An 18,896-nucleotide genomic window follows, 5' to 3' on the forward strand; every position below is an offset into this window, starting at 1 on the left:
ACGGAAGCAGTACGGTGGGGCGATCGCGAGAAGTCACATGCTCATCGGTAGCTATTCACCCACGCTGGTTATCATTTCGCTCTGCGTAGCGATTCTCGCCTCCTATACCGCGCTCGACCTGACCGAACGCATCTCCACGGCCAAAGGCCGCGCCGTGTTTCTATGGACGGCGGGCGGCGCCTTTGCCATGGGCGTTGGCGTCTGGTCGATGCACTTTATCGGCATGCTCGCGTTCACATTGCCCATCGACCTGGGTTACGACTTCACCCTCACGGCACTCTCGCTGCTGACCGCGATCCTGTCCTGCGGCTTTGCCCTGTGGCTGGTCAGCCAGCCACGGCTGCCGAGCTGGCAACTGGCGTTCGGCGCGTTGATCATGGGGGCCGGGATCAGCGCCATGCATTACACCGGCATGGCCGCCATGCGCATGCAGCCGGGTATCGATTACGACCCGACGCTGTTCGGTGCGTCGCTGCTTATCGCCGTTGGCGCTTCCGGCGCAGCGTTATGGATTGCCTTCCACCTGCGCCAGCACACGCCGTATGTGGGTCTGTTACGCGCCGGTGCCGCGGTGATCATGGGCCTCGCCATCGTCGGCATGCACTACACCGCCATGGCCGCGGCGCGATTCCCGGACGGCAGTTTCTGTGGCGCCGCCATCAGCGGCTTGAACGGCAAAGGCCTCGACAATCTGGTACTGATCACCACGCTCGCGGTATTGAGCATCGCCTTGTTGACCTCGGTGCTCGATGCACGTCTTGAGGCCCGCACTGCGGACCTGGCGCGCTCGCTGACGGAAGCCAACCGTGAGCTGACCCAACTGGCCCTGCACGACACCCTGACGGGACTGCCCAATCGCATGTTGCTGGCCGACCGCATCGAGCAGGCCATGTCCAAGGTTCAGGAGCAGGGCGGTTGTTTCGCGCTGATGTTCATCGACCTGGACGGTTTCAAACCGGTCAACGATGCGTTCGGCCACCACATGGGCGATCAGTTGTTGCGTGAGGTCGGTTTGCGCCTGCGCGAGGACATGCGCAGTCAGGACACGTTGGCGCGAATCGGTGGCGATGAGTTCGTGTTGCTGGTGCGGCTCGGCGAGCCAAATGACGCGTTGAGCCTGGCGGCGCGTCAGGTCGGGCTGATCGGCAGTTCGTTCCGCGTCGCCGAACATGAGCTGCAGATTTCCGCCAGCGTTGGCATCGCGCTGTACCCGGGCAACGGCCAGACTGCCCAGGAATTGCTGATGAACGCCGATGCGGCGATGTACCACGCCAAGGGCGCCGGGAAAAACGGCTACAGCTTCTTCGACGCCTCGATGAACAGCAACGCGCGCAAACAGCTGCAACTGCTGCAGGATTTGCGCAACGCCCTCGATCAGCAGCAATTCAGCCTCTATTACCAGCCCAAGTTCGACGCCGGCAATGGCCGCCCGGTGGGCGCGGAGGCGCTGCTGCGCTGGGAGCATCCGACCCAGGGCATGTTGCTGCCGGACAAGTTTATCGACCTCGCGGAACGGACCGGGCTGATCATTCCCATTGGTGAATGGGTCCTGAACGAAGCCTGCCGCCAAATGCGCGAGTGGTACGTGCTTGGCTACACCGACTGGCGCATTGCCGTAAATCTCTCGGCGTTGCAGTTCTGCCATGCGGGCCTGGTCAAGAGCGTCTCCAAGGCCTTGGCCACGCATCAGCTGCCGGCCAATAGCCTGACCCTGGAAATCACCGAAACCACCGCCATGAGCGATGCCGATGCGAGCATGACGGTGCTTCAGGAACTCTCGGAAATGGGCGTCGACCTGTCCATCGATGACTTCGGCACCGGCTATTCGAGTTTGATGTACCTCAAGCGTCTGCCGGCCAACGAACTGAAGATCGACCGCGGTTTCGTCCGAGATCTGGAACACGACAGTGACGACGCGGCCATCGTTTCGGCCATCGTCGCCCTCGGCCAGGCGTTGGGTTTGCGCATCGTGGCTGAAGGCGTGGAGACCGGTGTCCAGCAAGACTTCCTGACCAAACTGGGCTGCGATTCATTGCAGGGCTTCCTGCTCGGCCATCCTCTGCCGGCGGATCGCTTCATGGCCGACATTGTTCGCGGGGAACGATTGACGACGGCTTGAATACCGTTGTGATTGATGTGAGACCATGCAAAAACCGGCAATGGCGGTTACTCTTGGCCCCGACTGCTTACGCGTGAAGGGGGAAAGTCAGCATGGACAAGGTCATTGTCATCACCGGCGGCGGCCGTGGTATCGGCGCTGCAACCGCGCTGTTGGCCGCAGGGCTTGGCTATCGGATCTGTATCAACTATCAGGCCGACGAATCGGCTGCGCATAGTGTATTGGCGCAAGTTCGCGCACTGGGCGCTCAAGCCATTGCGGTGCGCGCCGACGTCAGCATCGAAGACGAAGTGATCAGTCTGTTCCACCGTGTCGACACCGAGCTGGGTCGAGTCACGGCGCTGGTGAACAACGCCGGCACCGTCGGGCACAAATCCCGCGTTGACGAAATGTCCGAGTTCCGCATTCTCAAAACCCTCAAGACCAACGTCCTGGCGCCCATCCTCTGCGCCAAGCACGCGATCATGCGCATGTCGCCCAAACATGGCGGGCAGGGCGGCAGCATCGTCAACGTGTCTTCGGTGGCCTCGCGTTTGGGCTCACCCAACGAATACGTGGATTACGCCGCCTCCAAAGGCGCCCTCGACAGCTTCACCATCGGCCTGTCCAAGGAAGTGGCGGGCGAGGGGATTCGCGTCAATGCGGTGCGGCCGGGGTTTATCTACACCGACTTCCATGCGCTGAGCGGTGATCCGGATCGGGTCAGCAAGCTCGAATCGGCAATCCCGATGGCTCGCGGTGGCCGGCCGGATGAAGTGGCTGAGGCGATTATCTGGTTGCTGTCGGACAAGGCTTCTTATGCGACGGGGACTTTCGTTGATCTTGGCGGCGGGCGTTAATCTCTAAGACTTGTGTTAACCGGGTCGGCCTCATCGTCGGATCGCCGCCCGGAGCAAGCTCGCGATAGCAATCTATCAAACAACACAGAATCGTCAGAATGACCGCACTATCCGCCCCAACGTCTCCATCGCCTTCTCCGAATCCTCGGTCCACGGGCTCCCATAATTCAACCGAATACAATTCCTGAACCGCTGCGTCGGTGAAAAGATCGGCCCCGGCGCGATGCTGATGCCTTGCGCCAATGCCATCTGAAACAACTTCAGCGAATCCATCTGCGGCGGCAGTTCCAGCCACAAAAAGTAGCCCCCGGCCGGTTGGCTGACGCGTGTCTGCGCCGGGAAGTAGCGGGCGATGGCGGCGAGCATGGCGCTTTGCTGTTCTTCCAGGGCATAACGCAGTTTGCGCAAGTGCCGGTCGTAGCCGCCGTGTTGCAGGTAGTCGGCGATGGCGGCCTGGGCCGGCATCGAGGCGCACAGCGAGGTCATGAGTTTCAGGCGCTCGATCTTCTGCGCGTAACGCCCGGCGGCGACCCAGCCAATGCGGTAGCCCGGGGCCAGGCTCTTGGCGAAGGAACCGCAATGCATCACCAGCCCTTCGGTATCAAACGCCTTGGCCGGTTTCGGTGCCTGTTGACCGTAATAGAGTTCGGCGTAGACGTCGTCCTCTATCAGCGGCACTTGGTGGCTGCGCAATAACTCGACCAGCTCCTGCTTCTTGGCCTCGGGCATGGTTGCGCCCATCGGGTTCTGGAAACTGGTCATGCACCAGCACGCCTTGATCGGGTGGCGTTCCAGGGTTTGGGCGAGCACGCCCAGGTCGATACCGTCGCGCGGGTGCACCGGGATCTCGACGGCTTTGAGCTTCAGCCGTTCCAGTATTTGCAGGCAGGCATAGAACGCCGGGGCTTCGATGGCCACCAGGTCGCCGGGCTCGGTGACCGCTTGCAGGCACAGGTTCAGCGCTTCCAGCGCACCGTTGGTGATCAGCAATTCCTCCATCGGCAGCATCAGCCCGCCGACCATGTAACGCAGGGCAATCTGGCGACGCAGCTGCGGGTTGCCCGGCGACATGTCGGTGACGACCATTCGCGGGTCCATGTCCCGGGCGGCGCTGGCCAGGGAGCGGGACAGGCGCTGCAACGGGAACAGGGTCGGGCTGGGGAAGGCCGAGCCGAAGGGCACGGTGGTCGGGTCCTTGATCGAGTCGAGGACCGAGAACACCAGTTCGCTGACGTCGACTTCGGTGGATTCGTTGACCTGACTGCTGATCACCGGCTCAGAAAACGGGCTCGGCGCGTGCGCGTTGACGAAGTAGCCGGAGCGCGGCCGGGCGCGGATCAGGCCACGGCGTTCGAGCAGGTAATAGGCCTGGAACACGGTGGACGGGCTGACCCCGTAAGTCTGGCTGGCGTAGCGCACCGACGGCACGCGCTGGCCGGGGCCGAGGACGCCGGAGCGGATCAGTTCAGCGATGTCGTCGGCGAATTTTTCGTAGCGTTTCATCGAGTGCCTGGATTGGTGTCATTCAGAAAAATCGAGGTGAACTCTTCGCGGGCAAGTCGGAACGCCGCCCGCGAATGGCAGCACCGTAGTCTAAGGGATCAACGGTTCATCGGCGCAACAAACCGGCTTTTGGCCACGCTATAGATGTCTGGCTCGTCACTGTCGACAATCTTGAAGCTGATTGTCTGCGAGCTGCTGTTCGGCCGGTCCGCCAGCATTGCCACCGACACCGGCACATCCACAATCTCACCCGGCGCCAGGCTCAGCTCGGTCTTGCCTTGCAGCTGGAAGCCTTCGCCATCCACCAGGTTCAGTTGGTACTCCTGACGCAGCTGAGTCTTGTTGATGACCTTCAGGCTGTAGATGTTTTCGATCTGCCCCTGACTGTTCTCGCGGAACAGGCCACGGTCTTTGCTCACGTCCAACGACACCATCGGCCGTTCGACCAAGGCGAGGGCGAGGGCGCCGATCATCACCAGCAGCACCGCGGTGTAACCGATCAGCCGCGGCCGCAACAGGTGGGTCTTGCCACCTTGCAACTCATGCTCCGAGGTATAGCTGATCAAGCCACGCGCATAGCCCATTTTGTCCATGATCGAATCGCAGGCGTCGATACATGCCGCGCAGCCGATGCACTCCATCTGCAAACCATCGCGAATGTCGATTCCGGTCGGGCAGACCTGCACGCACACCTGACAATCGATGCAATCACCCAGGCCCACCTCGGCCGGTTTCACCTCACGTTTGCGCGGGCCACGGTTTTCACCACGGGCCACGTCGTAGGAAATGGTCAGGGTGTCTTTGTCGAACATCACACTCTGGAACCGCGCATACGGGCACATGTGCATGCACACCGCTTCACGCAGCCAACCGGCGTTGATGTAAGTTGCGCCGGTGAAAAACAGTACCCAGAACAGGCTGACACCCCCCATCTGCAGGGTCAGCAGCTCTTCGGCCAGCGGCCGGATCGGCGTGAAGTAGCCAACAAAGGTCAGCCCGGTGAGCAGGCTGATGGCCAGCCACAGGGTGTGCTTGGCCGAGCGGCGGATCAGTTTGTTCAGGCCCCAGGGCGCGGCTTGCAATTTGATCCGCTGGTTGCGTTCGCCTTCGGTGATCTTCTCGCACCACATGAAGATCCAGGTCCAGGAGCTCTGCGGGCAGGTGTAACCGCACCAGACCCTGCCGGCGAACACGGTGATCGCGAACAGGCCGAACGCGGCGATGATCAGCAGCGCCGAGAGCAGGATGAAGTCCTGAGGCCAGAAGGTTGCGCCGAAAATGTGGAATTTGCTTTCGGAAAGGTCCCAGAGCACCGCCTGACGGTCGCCCCAGTTCAGCCACACGGTGCCGAAGAACAGTAAAAACAATACGCCCGTGCCGCTCAAGCGCAGTGTGCGGAACAGGCCGGTGAAGCTGCGGGTGTGGATCAGGTTGTCGCTGGATTTGGCCTTTGTCTTTGGACGCAAAGGCTCGTTTTTTACAAATGAGGCAGGTTCTACGGTTCGGACGGGGATTCTTTCGCTCATGGTCTTTCGCTCATCAGCCTCCATCAGGCATGAGCACTATGACCAGCGATCTGTTTGCATAACAGACTCAGGTATTGCAATAAAAAGCGGATCAGATGGGCATTGATCCGCTACCTGCGACAACTTGATGCACCCCGTCACAGCGGGGCGCAGGCCCCTATATCAGGCGCTTGCGGGCGTTGTTGATCCGGGTCAGTCAAATCACCGAATCACTGTCGGTAGCCTTCAAATGCCTGCGACCGTCCACTGCACCTGCTACGGTCAATGCGTCGGCTTCTGCTTCGGTGATGTAGACACGCTGGCCGTTGAGCTCAACCGCCGACATGGCTTTTTCCGAATCGGTAATGATCGTGACATCGGGGCACAGGCGAATTTCTTCGCCGTTCTCGGTAAGGAAAAAGCAGGTCTGGTTTTCGATGCGCACAGTCATGGCGGTGTCCTTTTTTTAGCGGGTTCTAAACTGTTAGGGCGCATCCGTAGGACATCGTTCTGTGCAACTGATTAATGGTCGGCGCGGTTCATCCTCCCATAACGAACAATCACAAGGATTGCACCATGAACGCCTGGTGGCATGAGGTTTGGGTAACCCTGCAAGCGGAGTTCGCCGACATCGGCGATGCGTCACAACTGACACGTATAACCGTGAGATTGCTGATTGCAGCAATATTGGGCGGCATTCTCGGTTTCGAACGGGAGCAAAAGGGCAAGGCTGCCGGGGTTCGCACGCACATGTTGGTGGCGCTGGGCGCGGCGTTGTTTGTGCTGGTGCCGCAGATGTCCGGCTCCCAGGCCGATGCCATGAGCCGAGTGGTGCAGGGCGTGATCGCCGGAATCGGTTTCCTCTGCGCCGGCACCATCCTGAAAAACCAGGAAGGCGATGATGGCCATGTTAAAGGCCTGACCACCGCCGCCGGCTTGTGGATGACCGCCGCCATCGGTGTCTCGGCCGGCTTGGGTCGCGAGGCGACGGCGGTGTTCAGTACGCTGCTGGCCTTGGCGATTTTCAGCGTGATGCCGAGGATCGTGAGAATGATCGACAGGGAAACAGACGAGCAAGAGCGGCCGTAGCTATCACTCTGGCGTCAGGATCACCGGCGGCAGGGTGGCTGGTGGTTCTTCCCGAGGCGGTGGAGTGGTTCCCGGCGGCTCTTGCTCGGGCACCGGCTCTGGCTCGGTCGGCGGAATGGTCGGCTGGTCGATGTTCGGATCGGGTGTTTCAGCCGGGATTGGAATACTCATCGTTGAAGCCTCCAGTGGCACATGGCGTAAGTCGTGCTTAAGTTGGTTGACCGTCGCGCGAGGGATTTGATTCCCGGCAAATGGCGTGAACTTTTCCCCGCGCTTGTCGCTCGGAACCTAAGTGAGTTCATGTCGGACCGACGGGTTCTGCGTGAACGACGACCAGACACATGAGCGTCCATGGGGCGTTAAGGAGAGATGCTCGATGACTGCTGAAAAACCGACAGAGCTGAATTACAACCCTCATATGCCGCTGTCGCAGGCTCTGCTGCTGCCGCGCATCGCCATCGAAAACATCATGCCGACCCTGGACGGCGGGCAGTTTGCTGCCAAGGCCGTGGTGGGGCAGGACGTGGTGGTCACCGCCAAAGTATTCGCCGACGGTCACGACAAACTGGCCGTGCGCATACGCTGGCGTGCCGACAGCGACGAGACTTGGCAGAGCGAGGTCATGACCGACCTTGGCAACAACGGCTGGCAGGGCCAGTTCCATGTTGAGGATCAGGGCCGCTACGTCTTTTGTATCGAAGCCTGGATCGATCAGTACGCCAGCTTTCTGTATGAGATCGAGAAGAAACACATCGCCGGCGTGCCGATCAGCCTGGAGTTGCAGGAAGGGCGCAACCAGGTGAAACAAGCGGCCGAACGCTCGGAAGGGCCGTTGAGCGAAGAGCTGGCGGCGTTGCACCATGAGCTGTCCGGTCTGCTCGAAACCGAGCAGGTCGCCCTGTTTCTGCACCAGCGTAGCGCCGACCAGATGGCCCAGGCCGATCACCGCGCTTACCTGAGTCTCAGCCCCGAGTTTGCGCTGGACGTCGAGCGGGGACTGGCGCAGTTCGCCAGTTGGTACGAGTTGTTTCCGCGCTCGATCACCGACGATCCCGCCCGTCACGGCACGTTTAACGATGTGCACTCGCGTCTGGCGACGATTCAGGACATGGGTTTCGATGTGCTGTACTTCCCGCCGATCCACCCGATCGGTCGCAGCTACCGCAAAGGCCCGAACAATTCATTGACCGCCGGCCCCGACGATCCGGGCAGCCCGTATGCCATCGGCAGCGAAGAGGGCGGGCACGAGGCGATTCATTCCGAACTCGGCACTCGCGAAGACTTCCGTCGACTGGTTTCAGCGGCGGCGGATCACGGACTGGAAATTGCCCTCGATTTCGCGATCCAGTGCTCCCAGGACCACCCGTGGCTCAAACAGCACCCGGGCTGGTTCAACTGGCGTCCGGACGGCACGATCAAATACGCCGAGAACCCGCCGAAAAAATATCAGGACATCGTCAACGTCGATTTCTATGCCAGCGATGCGATCCCCAGTTTGTGGGTGGAGCTGCGGGACATCGTGGTCGGTTGGGTCGAAGAGGGCGTGAAGATCTTTCGCGTCGACAACCCTCACACCAAGCCGCTGCCGTTCTGGCAATGGCTGATCGCCGATGTGCGGGCGCTGTATCCCGAGGTGATGTTCCTCGCGGAAGCCTTTACCACCCCGGCGATGATGGCGCGGCTGGGCAAGGTCGGTTACTCCCAGAGCTACACCTACTTCACCTGGCGCAATACTAAAACGGAACTGGCGACCTATTTCACCGAGCTCAATGAGTCGCCGTGGCGCGAATGCTACCGGCCGAACTTCTTCGTCAATACGCCGGACATCAATCCCGCGTTTTTGCATGAGTCCGGGCGCGCCGGTTTTCTGATTCGCGCGGCGTTGGCAACTATGGGTTCAGGGCTGTGGGGCATGTATTCGGGCTTCGAACTGTGTGAAGCCGCGCCGGTGCCGGGCAAGGAGGAATACCTCAATTCCGAGAAGTACGAAATCCGCCCACGGGACTTCAATGCGCCGGGCAACATCATCGCCGAGATTGCCCAGCTCAACCGCATCCGCCGGCAAAACCCGGCGCTGCACACGCACCTGGGCTTGACGGTCTACAACGCGTGGAACGACAACATTCTGTATTTCGGCAAACGCAGCGCGGATGGCAGCAACTTCATTCTGGTGGCCGTCAGCCTCGACCCGCATAACGTCCAGGAAGCGAACTTCGAATTGCCGCTGTGGGAAATGGGCTTGCCCGACGACGCCAGCACCCAAGGCGAAGACTTGATGAGCGGCCATCGCTGGACCTGGCACGGCAAGTACCAGTTCATGCGGATCGACCCGGCGCATCAACCGTTCAGCATCTGGCGAATCACCACCTCCTGACCGTGGTGAGGGGCTTTTGTGGTGAGGGGATTCCTGTGGCGAGGGGATTTATCCCCGTTGGGTCGCGAAGCGGCCCCCAGTCCGCCCAAACACTGCATCAACCAGATCACACGCATGCGACTGCTCCGCAGCCGAACGGGGATAAATCCCCTCACCACAAATGCCTTTTTCCAAAGCGACTGGCTCGGTGGTGGCTATTTCTAATTCAACAGGAGTTTCAAATGGCGAAGAAACCCAAGGCAGCCACCTTCATCAAGGACCCGCTCTGGTACAAGGATGCGGTGATCTACCAGGTACACGTTAAGTCTTTTTTCGACTCCAACAATGACGGCATCGGCGACTTTCCCGGTCTTATCGCCAAACTCGATTACATTGCCGATCTCGGCGTCAACACCATCTGGCTCTTGCCCTTCTATCCGTCGCCACGGCGCGACGATGGCTACGACATTGCCGAATACCGTAGCGTCCACCCCGACTACGGCACCATGGCCGACGCCAAGCGTTTCATCTCCGAGGCCCACAAACGTGGCCTGCGGGTGATTACCGAGCTGGTCATCAACCACACCTCCGACCAGCACGCCTGGTTCCAGCGCGCACGTAAAGCCAAACCCGGTTCGGCGGCGCGGGACTTCTACGTCTGGTCCGACAACGATCAAAAATACGACGGCACCCGCATCATCTTTCTCGACACCGAGAAGTCCAACTGGACCTGGGACCCGGTCGCCGGCCAGTACTTCTGGCACCGCTTTTATTCGCACCAGCCGGACCTGAACTTCGACAACCCGCAAGTCATGAAAGCGGTGCTGTCGGTGATGCGCTACTGGCTCGACATGGGCATCGACGGTTTGCGGCTGGACGCGATTCCGTACCTGATCGAGCGTGACGGCACCAACAACGAAAACCTGCCCGAGACCCACGACGTCCTCAAACAGATCCGTGCTGAAATCGACGCCAATTATCCGGACCGCATGCTGTTGGCCGAGGCCAATCAATGGCCGGAAGACACGCAACTGTACTTTGGTGACACTGACAAAAAAGGCCTCAACGGCGACGAATGTCACATGGCGTTCCACTTCCCGTTGATGCCACGCATGTACATGGCGCTGGCTCAGGAAGATCGTTTCCCGATCACCGACATCCTGCGTCAGACCCCGGAGATCCCGGCCAACTGTCAGTGGGCGATTTTCCTGCGCAACCACGATGAGCTGACCCTGGAGATGGTCACCGACAAAGAGCGCGATTACCTGTGGAATTACTACGCGGCTGACCGCCGGGCGCGGATCAACCTCGGTATTCGCCGCCGCCTCGCACCGCTGATGGAGCGGGATCGCCGTCGCGTGGAGCTGCTCAACAGTTTGCTGCTGTCGATGCCGGGCACGCCGACGATGTACTACGGCGATGAAATCGGCATGGGCGACAACATCTACCTCGGCGACCGAGACGGCGTGCGCACGCCAATGCAGTGGTCAATCGACCGTAACGGCGGTTTCTCCCGCGCCGACCCGGCGAGCCTGGTGCTGCCACCGATCATGGACCCGCAATACGGTTACCTGTCGGTTAACGTCGAAACCCAGGCCGGCGACCCGCATTCGCTGCTGAACTGGACCCGGCGCATGCTCGCCGTGCGCAAGCAGTCCAAGGCCTTCGGTCGCGGCACGCTGAAAATGCTGTCGCCGAGCAATCGACGGATTCTGGCCTACACCCGTGAATTCACCGGGCCGGATGGCCAATACGAAACCATCCTGTGTGTCGCCAACGTATCGCGCAGTGCGCAAGCGGCGGAATTGGACTTGTCCGCCTACGTCGGCATGGTGCCGGTGGAGATGCTCGGCGGTAACGCCTTTCCGCCGATCGGCCAGTTGAATTTCCTCCTGACACTGGCGCCGTACGGCTTTTACTGGTTCGGACTCGCCGCGGAGAATCAAATGCCTAGCTGGCACGTAGAACCGGCGCAAAGCCTGCCGGACTTCACCACCCTGGTGCTGAAAAAACGCCTGGAAGAACTGCTCGAAGTGCCGTCCCGTGGCACGCTGGAGCAGGGCATCTTGCCGAACTGGTTGCAGAACCGCCGCTGGTTCGCCGGCAAGGACGCGGCCATCGAGAAGGTCAACCTGGTCTATGGCGTGCGCTTCGGTGACGCGCAGCATCCGGTGCTCTTGAGTGAAGTCGAAGTCACCAGTGGCGGCCAGACCAGCCGTTACCAGTTGCCGTTCGGCTTCATTGCCGATGATCAGGTCGGGCCGGCGTTGCCGCAGCAACTGGCGCTGTCTCGGGTACGACGTGGCCCTCAAGTGGGTTTGATCACCGATGCGTTCAGCCTGGAAAATTTTATCCGCGCGGTGCTGCAAGGCATGCAGGAAAACACCGTGTTGCCTTCGGATGGCGGCGAGATTCGTTTCGAACCGACCGCCGAGCTGGCCAGACTGGGCCTGACGGCGGAATCGGAAGTGCGCTACCTGTCCGCCGAACAGTCCAACAGTTCGGTGGTGATCGGCAGCAGCCTGGTGCTGAAGCTGATCCGCAAAGTCGCGTCGGGCGTGCACCCGGAACTGGAAATGAGCGCGTACTTGACCCATGCCGGTTTCAGCAACATCTCGCCGCTGCTGGGTTCGGTGGTTCGTCGCGATGCCCAAGGCGAAGACAATCTGCTGATGATCGCCCAAGGCTATTTGAGCAATCAGGGCGACGCCTGGGAATGGACCCAGAACAACCTCGAACGGGCGATACGTGATGAGCTGGCCGATGCCATATCGGAGCAGGAGCAGCACTACAACGCCTTGGGTGAATTGAAAGACTTCGCCGGCATGCTCGGCCAGCGCCTGGGTGAAATGCACCAGGTGCTGGCGGCCCCGACCGATGACCCGGACTTTGCCCCGCAGGCGACCACGCAGATAGATGCCCTGGCCTCGGCCAAGGACGTCGCGGCGCAGCTGGAGCACTCGCTGAAGTTGCTCAAACAGCATCAAAGTGAACTGAACCCGGCGGACAAAGCGCTGGTCACTCGGTTACTGGACAACAAAAAAGCCATCCTCAGCCATGTCCAGGAACTGGGCAAAAAAGCCGTTGGCGGCTTACGCATTCGCGTCCACGGCGACTTGCACCTGGGTCAGGTGCTGGTGATCAAGGGCGACGCTTTCCTGATCGACTTCGAGGGTGAACCGGCGCGGCCGCTGAGTGAACGACGCGGCAAGCACAGCCCGTATAAAGATGTCAGTGGCGTGCTGCGCTCCTTCGATTACGCCGCGGCGATGGCGATCAACGTGCACAGCGTCGACAACACCGCCGAGGCCCGCGCGGCACGGCAACGGGTAGCCGACCGTTATTTGAATGAAGCAAAAAAGGCATTTGTCGACGCTTATCGGCTGGCGGCAGCTAGTCTTGCTCATGCGTGGCAAGATCCGGAAGGCGAGGACGCCGCGTTGGCGTTGTTCGGGCTGGAGAAGGCGGCGTATGAGGTGGCCTACGAGGCGGAAAATCGCCCCACGTGGCTGCCGGTGCCATTGCACGGTTTGTTTGGATTATTGAGTGGGCTTAAACCCTTTTCCGATCTTGGTGGAGAGTAGTCATGAGTTTCTCGAACAAGGAACAGGGTCACGCTAAAGAAGCGCTGCTGCCCAGATCGCGGGATATCGACGCGCTGGTACGCGCCGAACATCACGACCCTTTTGCAATTCTCGGCCCCCACGGCGATGACGCCGGTGGGCAATTCATTCGGGCTTATCTGCCAGACGCGCTAAGTGTGCAGGTATTGGCCAGGGACTCTGGGGAAGAACTCGGCAACCTTGAAGCCACCCAGACGCCGGGGCTGTATGTCGGGCACTTCGATCGGGCGCAGCCGTATCTGCTGCGAACCCGGTGGGCCGGCGGCGAACAAGTGTCCGAGGACCCTTACAGCTTTGGCCCGTTGCTCGGCGAGATGGACTTGTACCTGTTCGCAGAAGGCAATCACCGCGACCTCAGCGCCTGCCTCGGTGCGCAGCTGAAGTCGGTCGACGGTGTCGACGGCGTGCGTTTCGCCGTGTGGGCACCGAACGCCAAGCGGGTGTCGGTGGTCGGTGACTTCAACAACTGGGACGGTCGTCGGCACCCGATGCGCCTGCGCCATCCCACCGGGGTTTGGGAGCTGTTTGTCCCGCGCCTGCAGGCGGGGGAAACGTACAAATACGAAATCCTCGGTGCCCAAGGCATTCTGCCGCTCAAGGCTGATCCGATGGCCCTGGCCACCTCGCTGCCGCCGGACACAGCGTCAAAAGTCGCTTCGCCGCTGAACATCGATTGGCAGGATCAGGCATGGATGGAGTCCCGTGGCGACCGGCATCTGCCGAGTGCGCCGCTGTCGATCTACGAGTTGCACGCCGGCTCGTGGCAGTGTGAGCTGGATGATCTGGGTGAAGTGGCGCGTCAGTACACGTGGCACGAACTGGCCGAACGGCTGATCCCTTATGTGAAGGAGCTGGGGTTCACCCACATTGAACTGATGCCGATCATGGAACACCCGTTCGGCGGTTCCTGGGGTTATCAGTTGCTGTCGCAATTCGCCCCGAGCGCCCGCTACGGTTCGCCGGAAGACTTCGCGGCCTTCGTCAATGCCTGCCACCAGGCTGACATCGGCGTGATCCTCGATTGGGTGCCGGCGCATTTCCCAACCGATACCCACGGCCTCGCACAGTTCGACGGCACCGCGCTGTACGAATACGGCAATCCGCAGGAAGGTTTTCATCAGGATTGGGACACGCTGATCTACAACCTGGGCCGCACCGAAGTGCACGGCTACATGCTGGCCTCGGCACTTCACTGGCTCAAGCATTTCCACGTCGATGGCCTGCGGGTCGATGCCGTGGCGTCGATGCTCTATCGCGATTACTCGCGCAAGGCCGGGGAATGGGTGCCCAACCGTCACGGCGGACGCGAGAACCTTGAAGCCATCGACTTCCTGCGCCACCTCAACGACGTGGTCAACCTGGAAGCGCCGGGTGCGCTGGTGATCGCCGAAGAATCCACCGCGTGGCCGGGTGTCAGCCAGAGCACGCAACAGGGCGGACTGGGCTTCGACTACAAGTGGAACATGGGCTGGATGCACGATTCGCTGCATTACATCCAGCAGGATCCGGTGTACCGCGCCCATCACCACAACGAACTGAGTTTCGGCCTGGTGTATGCCTGGTCCGAGCGCTTCATCCTGCCGATCTCCCACGATGAAGTGGTGCACGGCAAGCATTCCCTGATCGACAAGATGCCCGGCGACCGCTGGCAGAAATTTGCCAACCTGCGGGCCTATTTGAGCTTCATGTGGGCGCATCCGGGCAAAAAACTGTTGTTCATGGGCTGCGAATTCGGCCAGTGGCGCGAGTGGAATCACGATCAGCAACTGGACTGGTACCTGCTGCAATACTCGGAACACAAGGGTGTGCAGAAACTCGTGGGCGACCTCAACCGGCTGTACCGCGAAGAACCGGCGATGCATGACCAGGACGACGCGCCGCAAGGCTTCCAGTGGTTGATTGGCGATGATGCGATCAACAGCGTTTACGCGTTCTTGCGCTGGAGCAAGGAAGGGCGGCCGGTGTTGGTGGTGGCGAACTTCACGCCGGTGCCGCGTCAGGCCTATCGCATCGGCGTACCGTTCGCCGGGCGCTGGATCGAGGCGGTCAACAGCGATGCGGCGATGTATGCCGGCTCTAACTACGGCAACAGCGGCGGCGCGTTTACCGAGGAAGAGCCAAGCCATGGGCAGTCGCTTTCGCTGGTGTTGAACCTGCCACCGCTGGCGGTGTTGATCCTGAGGCCGGAGGGTTGATCTAAAACCGCTTTCGCGGGCAAGCCTCGCGCCTACATTGGATCTGTGTCGAACACAAAACCACTGTGGGAGCGAGCTTGCTCGCGATGGCGTCGGACCGGACAACGCACATCTGAAGTCAGACACTCACCACCGCATCCGCACACCCAGACTCCCGATCAATCCATTCAAATCATTGTCATCCACGTCACTGCTGTAATCGGCACTGACGTAAAAACTCACCGCAGGCGTAACTCTCGCCACCAGCCCCAAACCCACTTCGACCGTCGATGAATGGCGACTGCTGCTGATCTTGTCGACCTGATCGAGGGTCACGGTATTGCCGGTGTATACGGTGTGCCACACGTTGGTCCGCACATAGGGTTCGACCCCCAGGCCGTTAATGTCGTAACTACCTTTCAATCGTGCGCCGACCCGGCCGCTCCAGGACGTCAGGTCGCTGGACGACGCATTGCCTGAGCCGGCATAAGGTGTATCCAGTGTGATGCGTTGATTGATCAACTGCGCTTGCGGTTCGACCACCCAGTTATCGCTCAGGCCAATCGGAAAACCGCCTTCCACCGACAACGTCACCGCGCTGCCTTCGGTCGCCATCCGAGCACCCTGGTCGTTACGGCTGAAACCGTTGACCCGGCCGCCGCTGGCCGACAAATCCACGTGCCAGCCTTGGGGCCCGGTCAGGCTCCAGTAGGCGCCGAGGCTCTGGCCTTGAAGGTTGAGGGTGTCCGTGGCGGGGTCGGCGAGTGCGCGACTGGTCAGCAGGCCGTTGCTGTTGCCTTGTAACTGAGTCATCCCGCCGATCAGGCCGACCCGCTGGGTATGGCCGCTACCGCTCTGCAGGGTCAGGATCGCCGGGCCTTTGAATTCTGTACTGCCAGGGCTGGAAAAGCCCTGCGCCATCACATCGGTCTGTGCTTGTCGCGAAGCCTGCCCGTACAGCTGATCCCAGGCCGAAGGCGCGGCGTCTTCGATGGTCAGGTGTGAACTTCTTGTATCGGAGGCGGCGCTGAAGTGGCCAGGGTAGGGGGCGGTGATATTGACCGTGGGCAAGGTCATTACCGAAATATCCTGGCGATACCTGGGGGCGGTTTCATTCTCTGCGGGCCCTGCTTGCACCTCCATGGAAGAACACAGCAGCAGCGAACTCGAGACAGTGCAGAAAGTGATTTTGATCTCTTGATGGGTGAATGAAGTTTTCATGGGGGTCTACCTTGCAATCGCATGCCGAATCTCGCTTTGGCGTCTCTCCTACCCCGAATGAGGGGCGACCGAATGGATTGAGGCAAGCCGCTGGTCGCCCGATTTCGCGGGTGTCCTGGAGGTTTGCCCCTGGTGGAATTTCCGGGGGTAGTAACGTGTAGCTAAGAAGATCCTTGACATCGCGTCAAGAAAATGGCCGATAAGTGGTAGTGGTATTTTAGTGCTCACAAGTGACTGATTTACGGCGCGCATCTAAGTTCTTGTTTGTACGAAAAATCGTCAAAAAACCCGCGTGCCAGAGCCTTTGGATAGCGGGCTATCGGTCTGCCAAAGCGAGGTTCAGTGCACAGTTGTCCTGCTGATTGGGTGTCTCGATTCTGTCAGTAATGCGGCGGGAAATGACCGCGGACGCTACCCCGACGATCAGCCCTCAGGTGGTCGACAAGTTGATTGATATGAGCGACTACCTGCGCAGCCTGTCGAAGTTTCAGGTAGACACCGAAGTGTCCCGGGATACCGTTCTGGAAACGAGTGTGGACCGACCTGGTATCAACCGCAGTATCAGGGCAGTAATGTGACCTACGTCGTGGTTAACGCGCCTTAATGGGATGAAAACTCAGAGGTGCACTTCAACCGCCAATGGCAAATGATCCGACAGGTGCGTCCAGGGTTTGTTGCCGAGAATGCGCGGATTGTGGCTGCTGGCGTTGCGCAGGTAGACCCGGTCCAGGCGCAGCAGCGGAAAACGCGCGGGGTAGGTTTTCGCCGGACGACCATTGTGGTGTTCGAAGGCTTCGTGCAGATAATCGCGACGGGCGAGGGCGGCGTTGCCGTGCAGCTGCCAGTCGTTGAAGTCACCGGCGATGATCACTGGCGCATCGTCGGGCAAGGATTCGAGCAGTTGGCAGAGCAGCTGGAGCTGCAACTGACGATGGCTTTCCAGCAGACTCAAATGCACGCAGATCGCGTGGACTTCAGCGTGCCCCGGCACGTCCAGTACGCAGTGCAGCAACCCGCGCCGTTCGGGGCCGGTGATCGAGACATCGAGGTTGCGGTGTTCGCGAATCGGGTATTTCGACAACAAGGCGTTGCCGTGATGACCGTCGGGGTAAACGGCGTTGCGGCCGTAGGCGAAATCGCTCCACATACTGTCGGCCAGGAACTCGTATTGCGAAGTCTGCGGCCAGTCGTTGTAGCGGGAAGAATGCCGATCGTGTTCGCCGACCACTTCTTGCAGGAAGACGATATCGGCCGATGTACTGCGCACCGCTTCGCGCAGTTCCGGGAGAATGAATCGCCGGTTGAAGGCGGTAAACCCCTTATGGGTGTTGACCGTCAGCACCCTCAAACGATGAATCACCGGGGGCGTGTTCAAGGGCACTGATTCGACGGCTCGCTGCTCGGAATCGCTGGTCACGTTCACTCCTCTGAATCTGGGCTGCTTAGTTATGCGACTGATTCAGCGGCAGGCAGTTCAGAGTGATTCGTCGCCAGCAGCCTTCACACAAAAATGTAGCAGCTGTCGAGCTTGCCTTGTGGCGAGGGGATTTATCCCCGTTGGGCTGCGAAGCGGCCCCAGCATTCCGCCATTCACACCGCACTTGCAGAATTCACGACTGCTTCGCAGCCGAACGGGGCGGTGCGACGTTTCGCTAAATCCCCTCGCCACAAGGCAGGCTCGACAGCTGCTACAGGAAGTGGGCAGTCAGACGAAAACGACTTCGTAGGGCAGGCGCATGCGCTCCAGAATCACCCGGGGTAGCAGCGGTGCGATGCCGATGGCCGGTTCGCCGTCGAGCTGGCTGGCGTAGGCATGGGTGGCGTGGCTTTTGCGCGCGACGGTCCAGGTGTCAAGGCGTACTTTGCGCGCACGATGCCAGGGAAAGAGTCCTTGATCGCGCGTCGGCCAGTGCCAGGCCCAGACCGGCAGTTCGTTGAGCGTTGCCCCGACCATGCTCGCCGCATTGGCGCTCGCACGGCCGACGGCGTCATGATCGGAGGTACCGTCTTCGCGCCAGGTGCTGAACACCACGTCGCCGGGGCGCAAATAACGGGCGATGAATTGGGTCATTCGGGCCTCACGCTCGGCCAGGGCGTTGTCGGTGAAGCCACCGCGAATCCACTTCAGGCTGTGCATCGGCAATCCCAGCCGGCGCAAGGCTTCGACGCTTTCCTGGCCGCGAAACACACTCAGACGCTTCTCTGACCATTGTTGCGAACCCGGATGGCTGGCGCTGCCATCGGTGAGCGAGATAATTTGCAGGGGATGACCGAGGGTGGACAGCAGCTGCAGCAAACCGCCGCAGGTGACCACTTCATCGCCGGGATGCGGCGCGATCACCACGGCGCGTGCGCCAGCGGGGACCAGGGTCTCGGTGTTGATGACGGGGATGTTGTCCAGCTGCCGGGCGCTGTTCCAGATTTGTCCTGGCAGGCTGCTTTCGATGATGGAAACGGATTTCATCGGCGC

The 18,896-nt window shown here is 60.5% G+C and carries 14 protein-coding genes; 7 read left to right on the forward strand and 7 right to left on the reverse strand.

Annotation, left to right across the window (positions count from 1 at the left end; all coding sequences use genetic code 11):
- Nucleotides 1-37: 37 nt before the first annotated feature.
- Nucleotides 38-2,119: a putative bifunctional diguanylate cyclase/phosphodiesterase gene (locus ACYZTM_RS28970; RefSeq protein ID WP_461986088.1), complete on the forward strand. Its 2,082-nt coding sequence runs from the start codon at nucleotides 38-40 to the stop codon at nucleotides 2,117-2,119.
- A 92-nt stretch (nucleotides 2,120-2,211) separates the two neighbouring features.
- On the forward strand, nucleotides 2,212-2,958 hold the full coding sequence (locus ACYZTM_RS28975; protein WP_131061906.1) for an SDR family oxidoreductase: 747 nt from the start codon (nucleotides 2,212-2,214) through the stop codon (nucleotides 2,956-2,958).
- A gap of 93 nt (nucleotides 2,959-3,051) precedes the next feature.
- On the opposite strand, the gene mapR is transcribed toward ACYZTM_RS28975, so the two are convergent.
- The 3 genes from mapR to ACYZTM_RS28990 all read right to left on the reverse strand — a co-directional run bounded on the left by mapR (nucleotide 3,052) and on the right by ACYZTM_RS28990 (nucleotide 6,417).
- Nucleotides 3,052-4,461: a GntR family transcriptional regulator MpaR gene (mapR, locus tag ACYZTM_RS28980; RefSeq protein WP_131061905.1), complete on the reverse strand. Its 1,410-nt coding sequence runs from the start codon at nucleotides 4,459-4,461 to the stop codon at nucleotides 3,052-3,054.
- A gap of 98 nt (nucleotides 4,462-4,559) precedes the next feature.
- Nucleotides 4,560-5,987 carry a cytochrome c oxidase accessory protein CcoG gene (ccoG, locus tag ACYZTM_RS28985; protein ID WP_461986091.1) on the reverse strand — a complete coding sequence of 476 codons (1,428 nt, stop codon included), beginning with the start codon at nucleotides 5,985-5,987 and terminating at the stop codon, nucleotides 4,560-4,562.
- A gap of 196 nt (nucleotides 5,988-6,183) precedes the next feature.
- Nucleotides 6,184-6,417 (reverse strand): DUF3203 family protein, encoded by a 234-nt coding sequence (locus ACYZTM_RS28990; RefSeq protein ID WP_131061903.1) that lies wholly within the window; start codon nucleotides 6,415-6,417, stop codon nucleotides 6,184-6,186.
- 125 nt (nucleotides 6,418-6,542) lie between these two features.
- Here ACYZTM_RS28990 and ACYZTM_RS28995 point away from each other — a divergent pair, with 125 nt between their 5' ends.
- Nucleotides 6,543-7,055: an MgtC/SapB family protein gene (locus ACYZTM_RS28995; protein WP_461986094.1), complete on the forward strand. Its 513-nt coding sequence runs from the start codon at nucleotides 6,543-6,545 to the stop codon at nucleotides 7,053-7,055.
- A 3-nt stretch (nucleotides 7,056-7,058) separates the two neighbouring features.
- Here ACYZTM_RS28995 and ACYZTM_RS29000 read toward each other — a convergent pair whose 3' ends face one another.
- A complete protein-coding gene (locus ACYZTM_RS29000; protein ID WP_165557480.1) occupies nucleotides 7,059-7,226 on the reverse strand; it encodes a hypothetical protein in 168 nt (55 codons plus the stop codon).
- A gap of 205 nt (nucleotides 7,227-7,431) precedes the next feature.
- Here ACYZTM_RS29000 and ACYZTM_RS29005 point away from each other — a divergent pair, with 205 nt between their 5' ends.
- From ACYZTM_RS29005 to glgB, 3 genes are all read left to right on the forward strand, one after another.
- Entirely contained in the window at nucleotides 7,432-9,429 is a 1,998-nt protein-coding gene (locus tag ACYZTM_RS29005; protein WP_461986096.1) for an alpha-1,4-glucan--maltose-1-phosphate maltosyltransferase, read from the forward strand.
- A 221-nt stretch (nucleotides 9,430-9,650) separates the two neighbouring features.
- Nucleotides 9,651-12,992: a maltose alpha-D-glucosyltransferase gene (gene treS, locus ACYZTM_RS29010; protein ID WP_461986098.1), complete on the forward strand. Its 3,342-nt coding sequence runs from the start codon at nucleotides 9,651-9,653 to the stop codon at nucleotides 12,990-12,992.
- Nucleotides 12,993-12,994: 2 nt separating this feature from the next.
- A complete protein-coding gene (glgB, locus tag ACYZTM_RS29015) occupies nucleotides 12,995-15,226 on the forward strand; it encodes a 1,4-alpha-glucan branching protein GlgB (RefSeq protein WP_131061900.1) in 2,232 nt (743 codons plus the stop codon).
- A 126-nt stretch (nucleotides 15,227-15,352) separates the two neighbouring features.
- Here glgB and ACYZTM_RS29020 read toward each other — a convergent pair whose 3' ends face one another.
- Entirely contained in the window at nucleotides 15,353-16,426 is a 1,074-nt protein-coding gene (locus ACYZTM_RS29020; RefSeq protein WP_131061899.1) for an autotransporter domain-containing protein, read from the reverse strand.
- Nucleotides 16,427-16,824: 398 nt separating this feature from the next.
- Between ACYZTM_RS29020 and ACYZTM_RS29025 the strand changes: the two genes are divergently transcribed.
- Nucleotides 16,825-17,004, forward strand: coding sequence for a hypothetical protein (locus ACYZTM_RS29025; protein WP_461986101.1), 180 nt, complete (start codon nucleotides 16,825-16,827; stop codon nucleotides 17,002-17,004).
- Between the two features lie 38 nt (nucleotides 17,005-17,042).
- Here ACYZTM_RS29025 and ACYZTM_RS29030 read toward each other — a convergent pair whose 3' ends face one another.
- Nucleotides 17,043-17,843: an endonuclease/exonuclease/phosphatase family protein gene (locus ACYZTM_RS29030; protein ID WP_131061898.1), complete on the reverse strand. Its 801-nt coding sequence runs from the start codon at nucleotides 17,841-17,843 to the stop codon at nucleotides 17,043-17,045.
- 288 nt (nucleotides 17,844-18,131) lie between these two features.
- On the reverse strand, nucleotides 18,132-18,890 hold the full coding sequence (locus ACYZTM_RS29035; protein WP_461986103.1) for a PIG-L deacetylase family protein: 759 nt from the start codon (nucleotides 18,888-18,890) through the stop codon (nucleotides 18,132-18,134).
- Nucleotides 18,891-18,896 lie beyond the last annotated feature (6 nt).

It is taken from the genome of Pseudomonas sp. MDT2-39-1, from assembly GCF_054898085.1.

Bases quoted from the DNA above. Each gene is read 5' to 3' on its own strand.
- ACYZTM_RS28975 (WP_131061906.1), top strand. From the start codon at position 2,212: ATGGACAAGGTCATTGTCATCACCGGCGGCGGCCGTGGTATCGGCGCT.
- ACYZTM_RS28990 (WP_131061903.1), bottom strand. From the start codon at position 6,417: ATGACTGTGCGCATCGAAAACCAGACCTGCTTTTTCCTTACCGAGAAC.
- ACYZTM_RS29035 (WP_461986103.1), bottom strand. From the start codon at position 18,890: ATGAAATCCGTTTCCATCATCGAAAGCAGCCTGCCAGGACAAATCTGG.
- ACYZTM_RS29005 (WP_461986096.1), top strand. From the start codon at position 7,432: ATGACTGCTGAAAAACCGACAGAGCTGAATTACAACCCTCATATGCCG.
- ACYZTM_RS29000 (WP_165557480.1), bottom strand. From the start codon at position 7,226: ATGAGTATTCCAATCCCGGCTGAAACACCCGATCCGAACATCGACCAG.
- ACYZTM_RS29025 (WP_461986101.1), top strand. From the start codon at position 16,825: ATGACCGCGGACGCTACCCCGACGATCAGCCCTCAGGTGGTCGACAAG.
- mapR (WP_131061905.1), bottom strand. From the start codon at position 4,461: ATGAAACGCTACGAAAAATTCGCCGACGACATCGCTGAACTGATCCGC.
- ACYZTM_RS29020 (WP_131061899.1), bottom strand. From the start codon at position 16,426: ATGAAAACTTCATTCACCCATCAAGAGATCAAAATCACTTTCTGCACT.
- ccoG (WP_461986091.1), bottom strand. From the start codon at position 5,987: ATGAGCGAAAGAATCCCCGTCCGAACCGTAGAACCTGCCTCATTTGTA.
- glgB (WP_131061900.1), top strand. From the start codon at position 12,995: ATGAGTTTCTCGAACAAGGAACAGGGTCACGCTAAAGAAGCGCTGCTG.
- ACYZTM_RS28995 (WP_461986094.1), top strand. From the start codon at position 6,543: ATGAACGCCTGGTGGCATGAGGTTTGGGTAACCCTGCAAGCGGAGTTC.
- ACYZTM_RS28970 (WP_461986088.1), top strand. From the start codon at position 38: ATGCTCATCGGTAGCTATTCACCCACGCTGGTTATCATTTCGCTCTGC.
- treS (WP_461986098.1), top strand. From the start codon at position 9,651: ATGGCGAAGAAACCCAAGGCAGCCACCTTCATCAAGGACCCGCTCTGG.